This is a genomic window from Roseovarius bejariae (assembly GCF_009669325.1).
In the GTDB taxonomy this organism is placed as follows: Bacteria; Pseudomonadota; Alphaproteobacteria; order Rhodobacterales; family Rhodobacteraceae; genus Roseovarius; species Roseovarius bejariae.
Window position 1 is genome coordinate 2,270,547 of the sequence record NZ_SZWE01000001.1, and the last position, 17,043, is coordinate 2,287,589.

Here is a 17,043-nt window from a genome sequence, read left to right on the forward strand (position 1 = left end):
TGATATTTTACAGGTCGAAACGCGCCATAATTGGGAAGGCTGCGTCACAATCGGCTAAAATTGTGAAAAAATGCAGTATCTTCGAGTCGGAGCGCCCCTTCGAAACGGCCTGTTCTCAGGCGGTGCCTTGGCAAGGCGATTCATGGTGCCGTGCGGTCTGACATTGATCACCGGACGTCCTATGGTTGCGCTGGAGGCATGAATTTGCACAACGTCTTGGAAGAGACGGCGCGCGGTGGCATTGAAATTTGGTCGGTGTTGGGCGCATATGTCAGGAAGTGCCAGAGGAGAACGCCCCATGGATGCCCGCAAGCTATCTGACGAATTTTCGGTTTCACCGCAGGTTGATGCAAGTGAGATGGACGAGATCGTGCAAGCCGGGTTCAAGTCGATCTTGTGCAATCGCCCAGATGGCGAGGAATACGGCCAGCCCGAGTATGATGACGTGGCCAAGGCCGCCGAGGCGGCGGGGCTTGAGGTGCGCAGCGTGCCGATTGTCTCGGGCATGGTCACCCCGCAGGCGGCTCAGGATTTTGCGCAGGCGTTGGAAGACATGCCCAAGCCCATTCTCGCCTATTGCCGGACCGGGACGCGCTGTACCATGTTGTGGAGCCTTGTGAAGTTCGACGATCTGGGCGGTGACGCGATCCTGAAGGCCACGCAAGAGGCGGGCTATGACATGGGCGGGCTTGTGCGGCAGTTGCAGGCGCGCTGAGGTGTCATGAGCGATTGGATTGCCATTGGACGTCGCGCCGGTGCGGGCGTTGTTGCCCACGCCATGCGGGGGGCGACTTGGCTTTCAGCGGCGCAGGCTGCGGACGAGGCCGGGGCCTTGGCGGGATTGGGCCAGGGCGACGGCAAACTTGTGCGCATCGGTGATGGCACGCCCGACGCGCTGCCGGCGCCGGTCTTGCCCAAGGGCGGTGCGACTTGTCCGGCCCTGACACAAGATTCCCCGCCGGATGTTATCGGTGCCTGGGTGCGAATTTGGATTGCCGGGTTTCTGGCCAGCCGGGAAAACTGGGACGGGATCATTTGCGCGCAAGAGGGCGGTATCAGTCATTGGTTGCATATCAGTGCCGATGAGGTGGTGAGCTGTCAGAGCTTCCTGACCCCACGTCTGAACGATGCCTTGGGCGGGGCGGATTGCCCGGACGACACCGCATTGGCCGATAGCCTGAGCCGCCCCGAGCGCTTGGCCGCGCATCTGCGCGCGGCAGAGGTGGCCGGGAACGCCGGGGCGCTGACCGGGCATTTGATCGGCGCCGAACTGGCCGCCGCGCGGGCCTATTGGTTGGGGCAGCAGGTGGCGGTGATCGGTGACAGGTTGGGCTATTCCGGGGCCTTGCGGGCGCAGGGCGTACCCGTCGAGGAGGCCGAGACGGAGGCGCTGGAGCCCTTGGGCTTGCAGGCCTTGGGGACGCGGTTGGGCTTGGCCGGGTAGGGCTTAGCCGAACCTGTCCGTCCACGTGGGAAGCGTATCGTTTTCGGAGACGGTGGCCGCATAGACGCCACGCGCGATCGCCCGCGCCATGCAGGTGGCCGCCGCATGGCCCAGCATGAGGGTCTGGGCCAGTGGGTCGGAAAGGGGGCGTGCGCCGGTGGCGGCGGCAAAGATCAAATCCCCATCCATCGGCGTATGCGAGGGCACCAGCGCGCGGGCATAGCCATCATGCGCGGCGGTGGCCAGCCGGGTGCATTGCGGTTTCGTGAGCGTGGCATCGGTGGCGATGATGCCGATGGTGGTATTGGCGTGCTGGCTCAGCTTGGTGGGCGGTGTTGTGAGGTCGGGGTAGGTTGTGGCCGGGCCGAGGTCGCCGAACTCTTCTCCTATTTCAAACGGCGCGGCCCAGAAGTGTGCCGTGTCGCCAATCGTAGCTGACCCAAGGGCATTGACGACGACGAGCGCGCCGACGGTGTGGCCCGAGGGCAGCATGACAGAGGCCGACCCGATGCCGCCCTTGAGGGTGGCGGTGGTGGCCCCGGTGCCTGCGCCGTGACTGCCAAGGGTGATGTCTTGGGCAGCGTTCTCAAGCGCCTCTTGCCCCAAACCTTTATAGGGGTTCTCGGGCCAGTCCTTATCGCCGCCATTGAGCAGGTCGAAAATGATCGCCCCCGGCACGATCGGCACCCGCTGATCCCCCACGGCAAAGCCGCGCCCCATGGCGCGCAGCCCATCGGCCACGCCCGAGGCGGCATCGAGGCCAAAGGCCGAGCCGCCCGAAAGCACGAGGGCATCCACCTGCTCGACCGTTTTGTCGGGGGCCAGAAGGTCGGTCTCGCGGGTGCCCGGCGCGCCGCCCATCACATGCACCCCGCAGGTAAACGGCACATCGCCCAGTAAAACACTGACCCCGGTCTTGATGGTATCATCCTGCGCCTGCCCCACGCGCAGGCCGGGAACATCGGTGATCAGGTTGCGGGGGCCGGGTTTGGCGGTCATGGCGGTAAAATTCCTATCGTTGACGAGATTCATCTTGCCAGATTGCGTGGGATCGGCAAGGAAAGCCTATGGCCGGGGCGATGGCGTCGCCCGCTTGGGGCCTTTACCCAAACAGTCCTGAACGCCGGGACCTTTCTTTTGAAGGAGGGTCGTTATGACTGCACGTCCTGAAATGTATCGTTTCCACAATGGCGAAAAGGCCCCGCTGCCCTTTGCCGAGATCGAGTATGAGGCACGCCTGAAAGGTCTGCGCGCCCGGATGGATGAGGCCGGTGTGCAAGCGGCGGTCTTCACCTCGATGCACAATATCGCCTATTACAGCGGGTTCTTGTATTGCTCCTTCGGGCGGCCCTATGGGCTTGTGGTGACGGAGAACGAAAGCGTGACGATCAGCGCGGGCATTGACGCGGGCCAACCTTGGCGGCGCTGCCATGGCGACAACATCACCTATACCGACTGGCAGCGCGATAATTTCTGGCGCGCGATCCTGTCGGTCACGGGCGAGGGGTGCGTTGTAGGCTATGAGGGCGATCACCTGACCCTGCAACAGCGCGACAAGCTTGAGGATTTCCTGCTGCCCCTGACCATGGTCGATATTGCCCCCACCACGATGCGCCAGCGGATGCATAAATCCCCAACCGAATTGCAGCTGATCCGCGAAGGGGCGCGGGTGGCCGATGTGGGCGGCTATGCCATCCGCGAGGCCGTCAAGGAAGGCGCGCGCGAGATCGACGTGGCCATGGCCGGGCGCGATGCGATGGAGTTGGAGATTGCCAAATCCTTCCCCGATGCCGAGTACCGCGACACTTGGGTCTGGTTTCAATCGGGGCTGAACACCGATGGCGCGCATAACCCGGTGACCGCGCGCCAGTTGCAGCGCGGTGACATCCTGAGCCTCAATACCTTCCCGATGATCTCGGGCTATTACACCGCTTTGGAACGCACCATGTTCGTGGGTGAGGTGGACGAGGCCAGCCTGAAAATCTGGGAGGCCAATGTGGCCGCCCATGAATACGGGATGAGCCTTCTCAAACCCGGGGCAAACTGTGCCGAGGTGACCCACAAGATCAACGACTTCTTCGCCGAGCGCGAGTTGCTGCAATACCGGACCTTCGGTTATGGCCATTCTTTCGGGGTGCTGTCGCACTACTATGGCCGTGAGGCGGGGCTGGAACTGCGCGAGGATATCGACACGGTGCTGGAGCCGGGTATGGTGATCTCGATGGAACCGATGCTGACCATTGGCGAGGGGCAGCCGGGCGCGGGCGGCTACCGCGAACACGATATCCTGATCATCACCGAAGAGGGCAACGAGAACATCACCGGCTATCCGTATGGGCCGGGGTTCAACGTGGTGGGCTGACCCGGCCACAAGACACGGACCATGAAAGGGCGGAGCATATGCCGCCCTTTTGCGCTTGATGGTCATTGCCCTGCGCGGGACGGCCCCTTATGCAAGGTGGAAACGCAGATGAGAGGCGTAGGCCATGCTGGCATTCCTGCGATTGGTGGTTTTCGGGTTCCTGATCCTGTCGGTGATCTATGTCATCGTCTCGTTCTGGTCGCGCGCGGTTCGGCGGCGCAAGCTGGAACAGGAATGGAACGACACGGGGCGCCCCGGAGACAAGGACACCTATATGACCAAGGGCATGGCGCAATATGACCGGTCCTTGCGCCGCAAGCTGATATTGCTCATCTATGTGGTGCCGGTCGTGGTGATTTCGGTCATCATCTACGTGACCAACTTCATGTGAAAGGGCTTGTGATGGTTTATGTCAAATGGGTGTTCTGGGGGCTGTTCTGGCTCATCGTGGCGGGGTTTTTGCATTATTCCCTACCGCAGCGCGATATCGTGCGGATCGTGAACACCTACGAGGAACGTCAGGACGTCACCGGCTGGACCAAGATGTTCTGGGCGGCCTCGGACCAGTCACAAGAGCGGCTGCAAAGCTGGGACGTGCAGTTCATTCAGGCGATCGACCCGGATGGCGACCCGATGGTCTATCGCAACGAGGATACCGGCTGGGGCTGGCCGCCTTATTTCAAGTTCGACACGGCGAACCTTTATACCGACGCCAGTGACTCGGTTTCGAGCAAGGCAGAGCCAGAATGGTATGCGGTGACGCATTACGGCTGGCGCAACGAATTTCTGTCGATCTTTCCCAATGCCGTTGGCATCAAGCGGGTGGCGGGGCCGGATGTGACCTTGATCCCGTGGTTCAACATCATCGTTCTGACGATTCTGGCGGCGGTCGCATGGGGCATCTGGGCCCGCTGGCGGCGGTTCAGGAAAAACAAGATCGAGCCCAAGATCGACGAATGGACCGACGGCTGGGAGTAAGACCCGAAGGCGCGCCTGCGGCGCACAGGTTGGATTGCGTTCGGGCCACGCAGGCCTTGGGGGCGCTGCCCCCAAACCCCCGGGGTATTTGCACCAAGAAAAAGCCAGTGTCCGAGGACCTGCTAGCGCTTTCCGTAGTACAGGCCCACCACGTGCTCGGCTTCGGCGAAGAATAGCCAGCGCGAGGCGGCGATGCCCGCAAGGTGGCTGAGTACGGCCAGCAGGGCGAAGGCGTGGTTGAAGGGCAAGGCAAGGAAGGCGAAGGGCAGGGCGTAGCCGAGTACGAGGGCGATGACGCGCAGTTTCATCGCGTGCTTGCGGCCCACCACGTGGACGAATTCCCTGAGCAGGTAGTTGGTGCCGGTATGGGGCGGCTCGAAGGCGCGGACCTGTCCGGGTTTGCCAAGGCCGGTGGCCGTCGCAAGGTTTGTGCCGCTTTGGTCCAAGGCGCCATCGCCGCGTTGCCACCAGAGGATTTGCACCACGGCGGCAATCAACAAAAGAACCAGTGCTGCGGTGACTTCGCCCGACAGGATCGCACCGCCGGTGATGGCGAGGGTCAGGAACAAGACTGGAGTCAGCGGGGTTTTCCAGCGGGGCACGGTCTTGAGTTGGCCATAGATCATCGAGGTGGAATAGACCGTCAGCAGCGACAGCGCCGCACCGATCCAGCCCAGCACCGTCCAGCGTTCACCGAAGAACACCAGCCCCGCGCCGTAAAGCCCCATGACGACAAGGGCGGCGACGCTGGCCCATGCTTCGCGGCTGAGCCAGCTTGAGCGCCATTGCGTGAAGGCCTTGATCGCCCGTTCAGGGTGGCCGAGGTGGAAGGTGGAGGCGAGAAGGCCGCCCACCGCCAGCGCATAGGCAAAGGCGAAGAACGCAAAGGCGACCCAGCCGGTGACGGCGGGCAGGCCGATGCCCAGCCAGGCCAGAAGGCCAAAGCCCAGACCGGAGAGCGTCGTGAAGATGATGACGGAAGGTGCGGGATGCATCAGAGCTTCTCCAGTGTCTTGTCGAGCCATCCGAGGAAGCCCTTGGGGCTGTCGGCGACGGGATTGAGGTAGGGGGCCAGAACGTCGATCTCGCCGTCTTCGGGGGCCGCCGTGCGATCCAGTTCATCCTTGGGCCGGGGCGGCAGGTATTGGTTCACCGGCTTGGTGCCCTGTTCCGGCATCAGGTCCATGCCGCCACGCGTCGCGACCAGTTGGCTGACCTCGCTGTCGGGGTCGCCCAGATCGCCGAAGTGGCGTGCGCCGGCGGGGCAGGTACGCACGCAGGCGGGCACGCGGTCAACCTCGGGGAGGTTGTCGTTGTAGATACGGTCGACACAGAGGGTGCATTTCTTCATCACGCCTTCGGCGGCGTCCAGTTCCCGCGCGCCATAGGGGCAGGCCCAGGCGCAGAGGCCGCAGCCGATGCAATCGGTCTCGTTCACCAGAACGATCCCGTCCTCGGTGCGCTTGTAGCTGGCCCCGGTGGGGCAGACGGTGACGCAGGGGGCATCCTCGCAATGCAGGCAGGACTTGGGGAAGTGGATGAGTTGCGCGGTTCCTTCCTCGGGTTGAACCTCATACGAATGCACGCGGTTGAGGAAGGTGCCCGTGGGATCGGCGCCGTAGGGGTCCTGATCGGAGAGCGGCGCACCGTAGTTCTCGGTGTTCCAGCCCTTGCAGGAGACCACGCAGGCGTGACAGCCCACGCAGGTATCAAGGTCGATCACCAGCCCCAGTTTGCGGTCGGTTTTCTCGGGAAGCGTTGTCATGCGCAGCACTCCTCAGTGATGTTGGGTCCGGTCGTGGCGGAGAGTGTTTGGAGGCCGTGGTTCATTTGCCCACCTTCCATTCAAGGTGATCGGGGCCTTGGCCGACGGGGGATTGGACCGGCTCGAACCTTGGTTGAACCTCGTCGGGCGCTTCGGCTTTTTCGATCTTCACCCGCAGGTCGAACCATGCCGCCTGCCCGGTGACCGGGTCGGAGTTGGCCCATCGCAGGCCATCGCCCTTGGGTGGCAAAAGTTCGTGAATGAGGTGGTTGAGCAGGAAACCCTTGGTCGCCTCGGGCGCGTCCTTGTCCAGCGCCCAGGCGCCTTTGCGCTTGCCGATGGCGTTCCATGTCCAGACGGTATTTTCGTTCAGTGCGGCCATGTGGGCCACCGGCACGGTCATCTCGCCATGGGCCGAGGTCACGCGCGCCCAATCGCCTTCGGCGAAGCCGTGCTTCTCCCAGATGTTGGTCGGCAGGTAGAGCGGATTGCGCCCGTGGATTTGCCGCAGCCACGCGTTTTGCGTCCCCCAGGAGTGGTACATCGCCATGGGCCGTTGGGTCAGGGCATGTACGTTGAATTCTTCGGTATCGACGCCGCTATCCTCGAAGGGGGCGTACCATATGGGCAGCGGATCGAGGGTTTCCTTGATCCGGTCGCGCAGGTGGTCGGGCGGTTGCCGGTCGCCATGGCCTTCGGCTGCCAGTTGGAAACGGCGCAGGGGTTCGGCGTAAAGGTCGAAGATATAGTGTTGCGGGCTGTCGAAAATGCCCAGCTCCACGGCCCAATCCTGATAGGCCTTGTTCCATGGTTTGTAGTAACTGGCATTCTCGGGGATATGCTTGACCATGAACCCACCGTTTTCGATGTAGTGGTCAAGCTGCGCCTCGTTCGGGGCGCCGCGTCCGTGGGTCAGGCCATCCTCGCCCTTGCGCCACCCGGCAAGCGGGCCGATGCCCGGCTTGCGTTCGTGGTTGGTGATGTAATCGGCGTAATCGGCGTATTTCTGGCTGCCGTCCTCGTTGACGAAACCGGGCAGGTTGAGGCGCGCGCCCAACTCACACAACACCGACTGGAAGCCGCGCACGTCGCGATCGGGTTCCACGACGGGCCAGCGGATGGCATCCGCCGCCGCGTCGGCCTCGCAAATCGGGCGGTCCAGAAGCGAGATACAGTCGTGCCGTTCCAGATAGGTGGTATCGGGAAAGATCAGGTCGGCATAGGCCACCATCTCCGAGCTATAGGCATCGGAATAGATGATATGCGGGATGACGTAATCGCCGTTCTCGTCTTTGTCGGTCAGCATGTCGATCACGCCGCGCGTGTTCATCGACGAGTTCCACGACATGTTCGCCATGTACATGAAGAGCGTGTCGATCTTGTAGGGGTCGCCCGCGTGGGCGTTGGAAATCACCATATGCATCAAGCCATGGGCCGACATGGGGTTTTCCCATGTGAAGGCCTTGTCGATGCGGGCGGGGCTGCCATCGTCCTTGAGGGCCAGATCGTCGGGGCCCTGAACAAAGCCAAGGTGCGGCCCATCCAGTGGCTTGCCCGGGGTCACGCCGCAATGCGGCTTGGGGTGGGCGCTGACCGGCTTGGGATAGGGCGGTTTGAAGCGGAAGCCGCCCGGCACCTCGACCGTGCCCAGCAGGATTTGCAGCAGGTGCAGCGAACGGCAGGTCTGGAACCCGTTGGAATGGGCGGAAATCCCGCGCATCGAATGGAAGCTGACCGGGCGGCCCGTCATGGTCTTGTGGGTCTCGCCGCGGAAATCCGTCCATTCGTGATCCAGCTCGAAGGCCTCGTCAAAGGCGACGCGGGCCAGTTCTGCGGCAATGGCGCGGATTTTTTCCGGTTTGATGCCGCATTTCTCGGCCACGGCCTCGGGCGCGTATTTATCGTCAAGGTAACGTTCGGCGATCAGGTGCATCACCGGCTTGTGGGTGACGCCCGCCTGCCGGTGGCTGGCCGAAAGGTCGGGCTGCACGCCGGGTTGGTCGAAGGGGGTCAGCTTGCCGGTCTTGCGGTCGATGACCTGTGTTTTGCCGTTCTCATCGCGCAGCAAAAGCCCGTGTTCGGGCGAGTCCGGGTCCATGTTCACAAGGCAGGGCGCATTGGTGAACCGCGCGAGGTAATCAAGGTCAATCCGCCCCGCTTTCAGCAGTTCATGGATCAGCGACAGGATGAACAACCCGTCGGTGCCGGGCGTGATCCCGACCCAATCGTCGGCCACGGCGTTGTAGCCTGAGCGGATCGGGTTCACCCCGATCACCCGCGCGCCGCGTTCCTTGATCTTGCCGATGCCCATCTTGATGGGGTTGGAATCGTGGTCTTCGGCGACGCCGAAGATCATGAACAGCTTGGTATAATCCCAATCGGGCTGGCCAAACTCCCAAAAGGCGCCGCCCATCGTGTAGATACCCGCCGCCGCCATGTTGACCGAGCAGAAACCGCCGTGCGCGGCGTAATTGGGGGTGCCGAAATTCTGCGCCCAGTAGCTGGTGAAGCTTTGCGATTGGTCGCGGCCCGTGAAGAACGCCAGCTTCTCGGGGTTGTCATGACGGATCGGGGCCAGCCAATCGGTCGCAAGGCTCAGCGCCTCATCCCACGAGATTTCCTCGAACTCGCCCGAGCCTCGGGGGCCGACGCGCTTGAGCGGGGCACGCAGGCGCGAGGGGGCGTTGTGTTGCATGATCCCGGCGCTGCCCTTGGCGCACAGGACGCCCTTGTTCACCGGATGGTCGCGGTTGCCTTCGATATAGGCGACCTTGCCATCCTTCATGTGCACGTTGATGCCGCAGCGGCAGGCGCACATATAGCAGGTGGTCTTGCGCACCTCGTCCGAGACCTTGGGCGAGGTGTTGATCTTCGGCTGATGCAGCGTCATGCGCGTATCCCTGTTTTATCCGTGGTCACGTTAGGCGAGATGCCCAATACCCGCGACGGTTTTCTTCTTTTGTCATGTTTCCCGAACATTGCTGCCCGGAAATTCGAAACTGGGCGGACCGTTGTTTCCGGTTTCCCCTGCTTCGCGGAATTTCTTTGGCGTCGCCTAATCCATTGCCTGCAGGACCGTGACGGCGATCATCTGGGTCACATCCTCGGCGCTACAGCCGCGTGACAGGTCATTGGCCGGCTTTGCAAGGCCCTGCAAAATCGGGCCGATGGCGGCGTATCCGCCCAGACGTTGGGTCATCTTGTAGCCGATGTTGCCCGCGTCGAGATTGGGGAAGATCATTACGTTGGCCTGCCCCGCGATATCGGAGTCGGGCGCTTTGCTGGCTCCGACCGAAGGCACGAAGGCCGCGTCGAATTGCAACTCGCCGTCGGCGTGCAGATCGGGGTGCGCGGCTTGCAGCTTGGCAAGGGCCTCGGTGACCTTGGTCACTTTCTCATGCCGGGCGCTGCCTTTGGTCGAGAACGACAGAAAGGCAATCTTGGGCTCGTCACGCATTAGCGTACGGCAAGAGCGGGCAGAGGCGGCGGCAATTTCGGCCAGTTCATCCGCCGAAGGGTAAATCACCAGCCCGCTATCGGAATAAAGCATGGCGCGGGCGTGGGGCGTGGCCTGTTCCGGCGGGTACATCAGGAAAAAGCTTGAGATCATGGCGGCGTCCGGCGCCTTGCCGATGACCTGAATGGCGGTGCGTACCACATCCGAGGTGGTGGCGACGGCCCCGCCAACGGTGCCGGTGGCATGGCCCATCCGCACCAGCATGGCCGCATAAATCAGGGGCGACTGCACGGCGGCCTGCGCGGCCTGCATATCCACGCCCTTGTGCTTGCGCAGATCGAAGAACGCTTCGGCGAAACTGTCTCTCAGGGGGCTTGTCGCGGGGTCGTGGATGGTCAGGTGATCGCTGGCCTCGGCCCCTTGGTCGGCCAGGGCCGCTTGCACGGCCTCGGTGTCGCCAACAAGGATGATATCGGCCAGACCGGCCTGAATTGCGTTCAGACCCCCTTGGACAACACGGGGGTCTGTGCCTTCGCTCAGGGCAATGGTGGCACGATGGGCCGGGGGATCTGACAAAAGCAGATTGATCGGTGTCTTCGTCATCTTCCCCGGCCCTTGTCGTTGCTTATTGCGGGCACATGTCCGAGGCGTCGATACCGGCCACGGCCACGGGTTTCTTCATCGCGTCGCGGCGGAAGGGTTCGCCCAGTTCCTGGTTGATCATCGCCTCGATGAGGGTGGTGGTGCCGTTTTCCATCTGATCCTTGATCGCTTGGTTCAGCGCCTCGGTCAGTTCGTCCATGGTGCGGGCAACCACGCCTTTCAGGCCACAGGCCTTGGCGATACCGGCATAGCTCACATCGTCATCCAACTCGGTGCCGACGAAGTTGTCGTCGAACCACAGGGTCGAGTTGCGCTTTTCCGCACCCCATTGGTAGTTACGAAAGACGATCTGCGTCACCGGGGGCCATTCGCTACGGCCGATGGCCGTCAGTTCGTTGACCGCGATACCGAAAGCACCGTCACCGGCAAAGCCCACAACCGGCACATCCGGGCAACCGATCTTGGCACCGACGATGGCAGGCAGGCCATAACCGCAAGGCCCGAACAGGCCCGGCGCAAGGTATTTGCGGCCTTCCTCGAACGCCGGATAGGCGTTGCCGATGGCGCAGTTGTTGCCGATGTCCGAGCTGATGATCGCCTCGCGCGGCAGGGCGCTCTGGATGGCACGCCATGCCATGCGGGGGCTCATCCATTCGGGCTTGTCGGCGCGGGCGCGCTCGTTCCAGCTTGTGCCGGGATCGTCGTCTTCGTGGTCCATCGACGATAGTTGCTGTGCCCAGCGGGACTTGGTTTCGGCGATCTTGGCCTTGCGGGCCTCGCGACCTTCGTCACCGGCGGTGTCGGAGAGTTGGGCAAGGATGCCGTTTGCCACCTTGGCCGCGTCCCCCACGATACCGACGCTGACCTTCTTGGTCAGGCCGATGCGGTCGGGGTTGATGTCGACCTGAATGATCTTGGCGTCGGCGGGCCAGTATTCCATGCCATAGCCCGGCAAGGTCGAGAACGGGTTGAGGCGGGTGCCGAGGCAAAGCACGACATCGGCCTCCTTGATCAGTTCCATACCCGCCTTGGAGCCGTTGTAGCCCAGCGGACCCGCGAACAGGGGGTGCGACCCGGGGAAGGCATCGTTGTGCTGGTAGCCCACGCACACCGGGGCATCCAGACGTTCGGCCAAGGCTTGGCTGGCTGCGATCCCGCCTTTCGACAGGACCACGCCAGCGCCGTTGAGGATCACCGGGTTCTTGGCTTCCGAGATCAGGCGTGCCGCTTCGGCGACCGAGTTTTCGCCGCCCGAAGAGCGTTCGAATTCAAGGGCTTGCGGAATTTCGATGTCCACCACTTGCGTCCAGTAATCACGCGGGATGTTGATCTGTGCGGGCGCCGAAAGCTGCTTCGCCTTCGAAATCACACGTGCCAGAACCTCGGCCACGCGGGTCGGGTCGCGCACCTCTTCCTGATAGGCGACCATGTCTTCGAACAGTTTCATCTGTTCGACTTCCTGGAACCCACCCTGTCCGATGGTCTTGTTGGCGGCCTGCGGCGTGACCAGCAGAAGCGGCGTGTGGTTCCAATAAGCGGTTTTCACAGCGGTCACGAAGTTGGTGATGCCGGGGCCGTTCTGGGCGATCATCATCGACATCTTGCCGGTCGCGCGGGTATAGCCATCGGACATCATGCCGGCACTTCCTTCGTGGGCACAGTCCCAGAAGGTGATTCCGGCCTTCGGGAACAGGTCGGAGATCGGCATCATGGCTGATCCGATGATCCCGAAGGCATGTTCGATCCCGTGGCGTTGAAGGGTTTTGACGAAGGCTTCTTCGGTGGTCATCTTCATGTCTGGCACTCCCATGAGAAAAATGGCCGGAGGTCCGGCGAGTCGGGCCGAAGGTATGCCGCACCGCCCCTGCGAAGTAGGGCCAGTTATAAAACCATGCTATGTCCAGTGTAAATTAAAAATGAGACTTGACGTCTCATTTGCTGTCAATAAGGGCGGCTTTCCAAAATTCAAAATTATACTGAAAATTAAATTTACAATTATTTTTCAGTATCTTGAAGATTTCGCGCATGGCTCCTCTTAACTTCTGGCCTTGGCCAGCTCCTGTGCCAGAATCGCGATTCCCTCGGGGATGTGCTCGGACGGGATCGAAGAATAGGCCAACCTGTAAAAGTTGCGCGGTGCGCCGGGGCCGCGAAAGAAGGTGCGCCCCGGTTCGATCAAAACGCTGCGCGCACGCAGGGCGTGATCCAGTTCCTCGGTGTCCACGCCTTTGGGCGCGCGCATCCAGATGGACGACCCGCCAAACACCCCGCGCCCCTCTACACCAAGCCCATGATCGGCCAGCGCCTGTTCCATGACCTTGCGACGGCGGGCAAAAACCTGCCCCATGCGCCGTATCAGGCTGTCGTAATGTCCAAGGCTCAGGAAATAGGCCGCCGTGCGCTGAATATGCCCCGGCGGGTGGCGCAGAACCGAGGCGCGCAAGGCGCGGCATTCGCGGATAAACTGTTTCGATCCAACTAGATAACCCAGCCGCAGCCCCGGAAAGATCGACTTGGAGAAACTGCCCACGTAAATCACCCGCCCCTCGGTATCGAGCGATTTCAACGCCGGTGAAGGGCTGCCGAGAAACGAGATTTCAAATTCGTAATCGTCTTCGACAATCAAGGCGTCCATCTCGCGCGCCTTGTCCAACAGGGCCTTGCGCCGGTCCAGCGGCATGGTGGCATTGGTCGGCGATTGGTGGCTGGGCGTGGTAAAGATCACATCGGCATGATCGGGCAGGGCCTCGGGAGGCAGGCCGTTGGGGTCCACCTCCACCGCCGAGAGGTGGCACCGTGACTGCGTGAGAATATCACGCAGCGCGTGGTAACACGGCTCCTCGATCGCGGCGGTGCGCCGTTGGGTCAGCAAGACCTGCGCCGTCAGCCAAAGCGCGTTCTGCGCGCCCATGGTCACGAGGATTTCATCGGGTTGGGCAAGGATGCCGCGCCGGGGCAGGGTGTGGCGCGCGATGAACTCGATCAGCTTGGGGTCGTCTTGGTCGAAGTAATCGGTCGTCAGGGCGGAAAAATCCTTTTGGCCAAGGGCTTGCAATGCGCAATGGCGCCAGTTGGCATGATCGAACAGGCTTGGATCGGTTTGCCCGTAGATGAAAGGATAGCGGTAGCTTGACCAATCAAGCGGTTTGGTCGGGGTGCGCCCACCGGTGAAACGACGGCCAAGCGCGCGGGACCAGTCGATATTGTCTCCGTTGCTGGTGGGGTTCGGGGTGAATTGCGGAGGTTCGGGGGCATTTTCAGACACGAAATACCCCGACCGGTCGCGCGATTCGAGGTAATCATTCGCCAACAGTTCCGTATAAGCCAGCGTTACGGTGATCCGGCTGACCCCCAGATGCTGCGCTAACTTACGGGAACTGGGGAGTTTTTCACCTTTGCGGAACCGCCCCGAGAGGATGCCATGGGCGATCATCTGTTGGATGCGGGCCTGTAGCGTGCCCTCCCCATCGGGGCTGAGAAAGAAGGTTTCGATCGAGATTGCCATGGAGGCGACGTTAGATTGGACTTATCGCGCTGGCAATCTGGTATGGTGCGGGAGTTAGCAAAAATATCCCGCGCACAATGCGTTTGCGCCGGAAGGCATAGTTCTGTTGGGTATGAAGGAACAGGATCTGAAGCAGGCCAAGGGAGAGACAAGCATGATCGCGATCATTTTCGAAGTGATCCCCGGTGAGGGGCAGAAGGCGGACTATCTGGAGATGGCCGCGAAGATGCGCCCTTTGGCCGAAAGCGTCGAGGGGTTCATCAGCGTGGAGCGGTTCCAGAGCCTGACCAACCCCGAAAAACTGCTGTCGCTGAGTTATTGGGAGGATGAGGCGGCGGTAGAGCGCTGGCGCAGGCTGGAGGCGCATCGCGGCGCGCAACGGGCTGGGCGTGAGCGCATGTTCGACGACTATCGTCTGCGGGTGCTCAGCGTGATCCGCGATTACGGGATGCATGACCGGGCCCAAGCGCCGGAGGACAGCAAAGAGGTGCATGGGGTGTAAGGATGCCGAAATCTTGAAAAGATTTCGGTCCGATTTCATTTCAAGAAATCGGTGTCTCGCGGAACAAACCCCGGCGCATCGCGCCGGGGTGCCGTGCGACGGTTAACCGAAGGCGATGGCCGCCCCGGCCAATGCGGTGGCCCCGCCCATTATGCGCAGGACAAGGCCCGAGCCAGCCTGTAGGGCACGGGCGAAGATCAGGGCAATAAGAAGGCCCATGGCATGCAGGCCCGCCGTGGCGATGGCAAAGCCAGTGCCGAATGTCAGCGCCTGCGCACTGCCGAGTTCTCCGCCGTGGGCGTGACCGTGAAAAAGCGCAAAACCCGCGACCAGCGCCATGGCCCATGGGGCGGCGGGGCGCAAGGCCATGGCCACGACGAGGCCCAGAACGATGATTGAGGCAAGGATGGCCGGTTCGACCATCGGCAGCGGTAGGCCAATCAGAGCCAGTGCGAAACCCGCCAGCATCGCCAGTACGAAGGCCGTGGGCACTTGCCAAAGGGCGCGGCCACCGATCTGCGCGGCCCAGAGACCAACGGCGATCATCGCCAGCACGTGATCGAGGCCGAAAAGCGGATGTGTGACCCCGGCAAGGAAAGAGCCGTATTCACCCGGCGGCAGATGCGCGGCGGCAGGAGTGGCGGCCAGTGTGGCCAGTATGGCGAGTGCGGGGGTCTTTTCCATGTGGTCCTCGATTTGGTCTGCCAGCGCCTCGGTATGAGTCGCGCCTTGGGTCAGATGGCCTGCCTTTGGCCGAGGATGCAACCATGCGGACAAAAAACCCCGGCGCGGCGCGCCGGGGAGTAGGGAAGTCGCTAATCATTGGGAGTATGGTTAGCCGAATACCTTGGTCAGGGCCTTGTCGGTGGCCTCGACGATCTGGTCGATGTCGTCCTTGGTCGAGATCAGCGCCGGCGAATAGCACAGGGTATTGTTGAATCCCGGGATCGAGCGGTTGGTGACGCCGATGATCACGCCCTGGGCGTTGCAGTCTCCCACCACGGCCTGCGCCAGCTTCTCGTCCACCGGCTCGCGACTGTCACGGTCGGCCACCAGTTCGGCCCCAAGGAACAGGCCCTTGCCGCGCACTTCGCCGATCACGGCGTGCTTGTCTTGCAGCGCGCTGAGTTGATCCAGCATGTAGTCGCCCATCGCGGTGGTGTTTTCGAGCAGGCCTTCCTCTTCGATGATCGCCATGTTCTCCAGCGCCGCCGCGGGACCGGCCGTACAGCCGCCGAAGGTGGAAATGTCGCGGAAGTAGTCCATCGGGTCTTCGGGCGCTTCCTTGAACATGTCGAAGACCTTTTCATTGGTCACGCAGCAGGCGATCGCGGCATAGCCCGATGCAACACCCTTGGCCATGGTCACGAAATCGGGTTCGATGCCGTAATGCTGATAGCCGAACCATGTGCCGGTGCGGCCCACGCCGCAGACCACTTCGTCGATATGCAGCAGGATGTCGTACTTGCGGCAAATCTCCTGTACGCGGGGCCAGTACCCCGGCGGCGGGGTGATGACGCCACCGCCCGCTGTCACGGGCTCAAGGCACAGCGCGCCGACGGTATCGGGACCTTCGGCAAGGATCACCTCTTCGATGGCATTGGCGGCGGCCACGCCGTATTCCTCGCCCGAAAGATCCCATTGCGCGCGGTATTCCATGCAATGCGGCACGCGCACGAAACCCGGTGCGAAGGGGCCGTATTGCGCGTTGCGCTCATCCTGGCCGCCCGCCGACATGGTGGCGAGGGTGGAGCCGTGATAATCGCGCTCGCGATACAGGATCTTGTGCTTTTTGCCGCCATAGCGCTTGTGCGCGATCTGGCGGACCATCTTGAAGGCTTTCTCGTTCGCTTCCGAGCCCGAGTTGGTGTAGTACACCCGGCTCATGCCCGGCATCTTCTCGATCAGGCGCTCGGAAAACAGCGCACCGGGAATGGAGCCGGTGGTGCCCGCAAAATAATTCAGCTTGATGAGCTGGTCGCGCACGGCGTTGGCGATGCGTTCACGGCCATAGCCGACGTTGACGGTCCAGACTCCGCCCGAGACCGCATCGAGGTGTTCCTTGCCGTGCTGATCCCAGACGCGCATACCCTTGCCCTCGACGATGATACGCGGGGCGCCGGTTTCAAACGGCTTGTGCTGGATCAGATGATGCCAGACATGGGCGCGGTCGGCATCGACGACCTTTTCGATATCGTTGTTCAGGGTGCCATCCATCTTGGGTCTCCATTGGTTGGGCCCGGGTTTCGCATACCGGGGGGCGGGCCATGGCCCGGTGCTGTCATCTGGGCATATCAGCCCCGAATCCGGTGACTTCGATAGGGCCAGATGGGATGTTTGTCTAAGGCCAAATGCCCTGTCTGTGCGAGCTTTGGTTTCCAATGTACCATATTATGCCGTTTCGATTTGCGATTTCCCGAAATTTGC

15 protein-coding genes are annotated in these 17,043 nt (G+C 62.0%); 6 read left to right on the forward strand and 9 right to left on the reverse strand.

Annotated features, from left to right (window positions below; translation table 11 throughout):
- The first annotated feature begins 298 nt into the window (after positions 1 to 298).
- Positions 299 to 715, forward strand: coding sequence for a protein tyrosine phosphatase family protein (locus FDP25_RS10890; RefSeq protein ID WP_154151613.1), 417 nt, complete (start codon positions 299 to 301; stop codon positions 713 to 715).
- 6 nt (positions 716 to 721) lie between these two features.
- On the forward strand, positions 722 to 1,444 hold the full coding sequence (locus FDP25_RS10895; RefSeq protein WP_154151615.1) for a 2-dehydro-3-deoxygalactonokinase: 723 nt from the start codon (positions 722 to 724) through the stop codon (positions 1,442 to 1,444).
- 3 nt (positions 1,445 to 1,447) lie between these two features.
- Here FDP25_RS10895 and FDP25_RS10900 read toward each other — a convergent pair whose 3' ends face one another.
- Positions 1,448 to 2,443 carry a P1 family peptidase gene (locus FDP25_RS10900; protein ID WP_154151617.1) on the reverse strand — a complete coding sequence of 332 codons (996 nt, stop codon included), beginning with the start codon at positions 2,441 to 2,443 and terminating at the stop codon, positions 1,448 to 1,450.
- 154 nt (positions 2,444 to 2,597) lie between these two features.
- Here FDP25_RS10900 and FDP25_RS10905 point away from each other — a divergent pair, with 154 nt between their 5' ends.
- From FDP25_RS10905 to FDP25_RS10915, 3 genes are all read left to right on the forward strand, one after another.
- Positions 2,598 to 3,806: an aminopeptidase P family protein gene (locus FDP25_RS10905; RefSeq protein ID WP_154151619.1), complete on the forward strand. Its 1,209-nt coding sequence runs from the start codon at positions 2,598 to 2,600 to the stop codon at positions 3,804 to 3,806.
- A 124-nt stretch (positions 3,807 to 3,930) separates the two neighbouring features.
- Entirely contained in the window at positions 3,931 to 4,197 is a 267-nt protein-coding gene (locus FDP25_RS10910; protein ID WP_154151621.1) for a hypothetical protein, read from the forward strand.
- Between the two features lie 11 nt (positions 4,198 to 4,208).
- Positions 4,209 to 4,784, forward strand: a complete 576-nt coding sequence (locus tag FDP25_RS10915; protein ID WP_154151624.1) for a DUF1523 family protein — start codon at positions 4,209 to 4,211, stop codon at positions 4,782 to 4,784.
- Between the two features lie 122 nt (positions 4,785 to 4,906).
- On the opposite strand, the gene FDP25_RS10920 is transcribed toward FDP25_RS10915, so the two are convergent.
- The 6 genes from FDP25_RS10920 to pdxR form a co-directional block, all read right to left on the reverse strand.
- Positions 4,907 to 5,779: a dimethyl sulfoxide reductase anchor subunit family protein gene (locus FDP25_RS10920; RefSeq protein ID WP_154151626.1), complete on the reverse strand. Its 873-nt coding sequence runs from the start codon at positions 5,777 to 5,779 to the stop codon at positions 4,907 to 4,909.
- The gene (locus FDP25_RS10925; RefSeq protein WP_154151628.1) at positions 5,779 to 6,549 is read right to left on the reverse strand and encodes a 4Fe-4S dicluster domain-containing protein; all 771 of its coding nucleotides are present in this window, start codon (positions 6,547 to 6,549) and stop codon (positions 5,779 to 5,781) included. Before FDP25_RS10925 ends, FDP25_RS10920 begins: the two co-directional genes overlap by 1 nt.
- Before the next feature lie 61 nt (positions 6,550 to 6,610).
- Positions 6,611 to 9,439, reverse strand: coding sequence for a molybdopterin oxidoreductase family protein (locus tag FDP25_RS10930; protein ID WP_154151630.1), 2,829 nt, complete (start codon positions 9,437 to 9,439; stop codon positions 6,611 to 6,613).
- Between the two features lie 165 nt (positions 9,440 to 9,604).
- On the reverse strand, positions 9,605 to 10,609 hold the full coding sequence (gene pta / locus FDP25_RS10935; protein ID WP_154151632.1) for a phosphate acetyltransferase: 1,005 nt from the start codon (positions 10,607 to 10,609) through the stop codon (positions 9,605 to 9,607).
- 22 nt (positions 10,610 to 10,631) lie between these two features.
- Positions 10,632 to 12,404, reverse strand: a complete 1,773-nt coding sequence (gene xsc, locus FDP25_RS10940) for a sulfoacetaldehyde acetyltransferase (protein ID WP_154151634.1) — start codon at positions 12,402 to 12,404, stop codon at positions 10,632 to 10,634.
- A 240-nt stretch (positions 12,405 to 12,644) separates the two neighbouring features.
- Entirely contained in the window at positions 12,645 to 14,114 is a 1,470-nt protein-coding gene (gene pdxR, locus FDP25_RS10945; protein ID WP_154151636.1) for a MocR-like pyridoxine biosynthesis transcription factor PdxR, read from the reverse strand.
- 154 nt (positions 14,115 to 14,268) lie between these two features.
- On the opposite strand from pdxR, the gene FDP25_RS10950 reads away from it, so the two are divergent.
- Positions 14,269 to 14,616, forward strand: a complete 348-nt coding sequence (locus FDP25_RS10950) for an antibiotic biosynthesis monooxygenase family protein (protein ID WP_154151638.1) — start codon at positions 14,269 to 14,271, stop codon at positions 14,614 to 14,616.
- A gap of 102 nt (positions 14,617 to 14,718) precedes the next feature.
- Here FDP25_RS10950 and FDP25_RS10955 read toward each other — a convergent pair whose 3' ends face one another.
- A complete protein-coding gene (locus tag FDP25_RS10955) occupies positions 14,719 to 15,300 on the reverse strand; it encodes a HupE/UreJ family protein (protein ID WP_154151640.1) in 582 nt (193 codons plus the stop codon).
- Positions 15,301 to 15,450: 150 nt separating this feature from the next.
- Positions 15,451 to 16,833, reverse strand: a complete 1,383-nt coding sequence (locus tag FDP25_RS10960) for an aminotransferase family protein (RefSeq protein WP_154151642.1) — start codon at positions 16,831 to 16,833, stop codon at positions 15,451 to 15,453.
- Positions 16,834 to 17,043 lie beyond the last annotated feature (210 nt).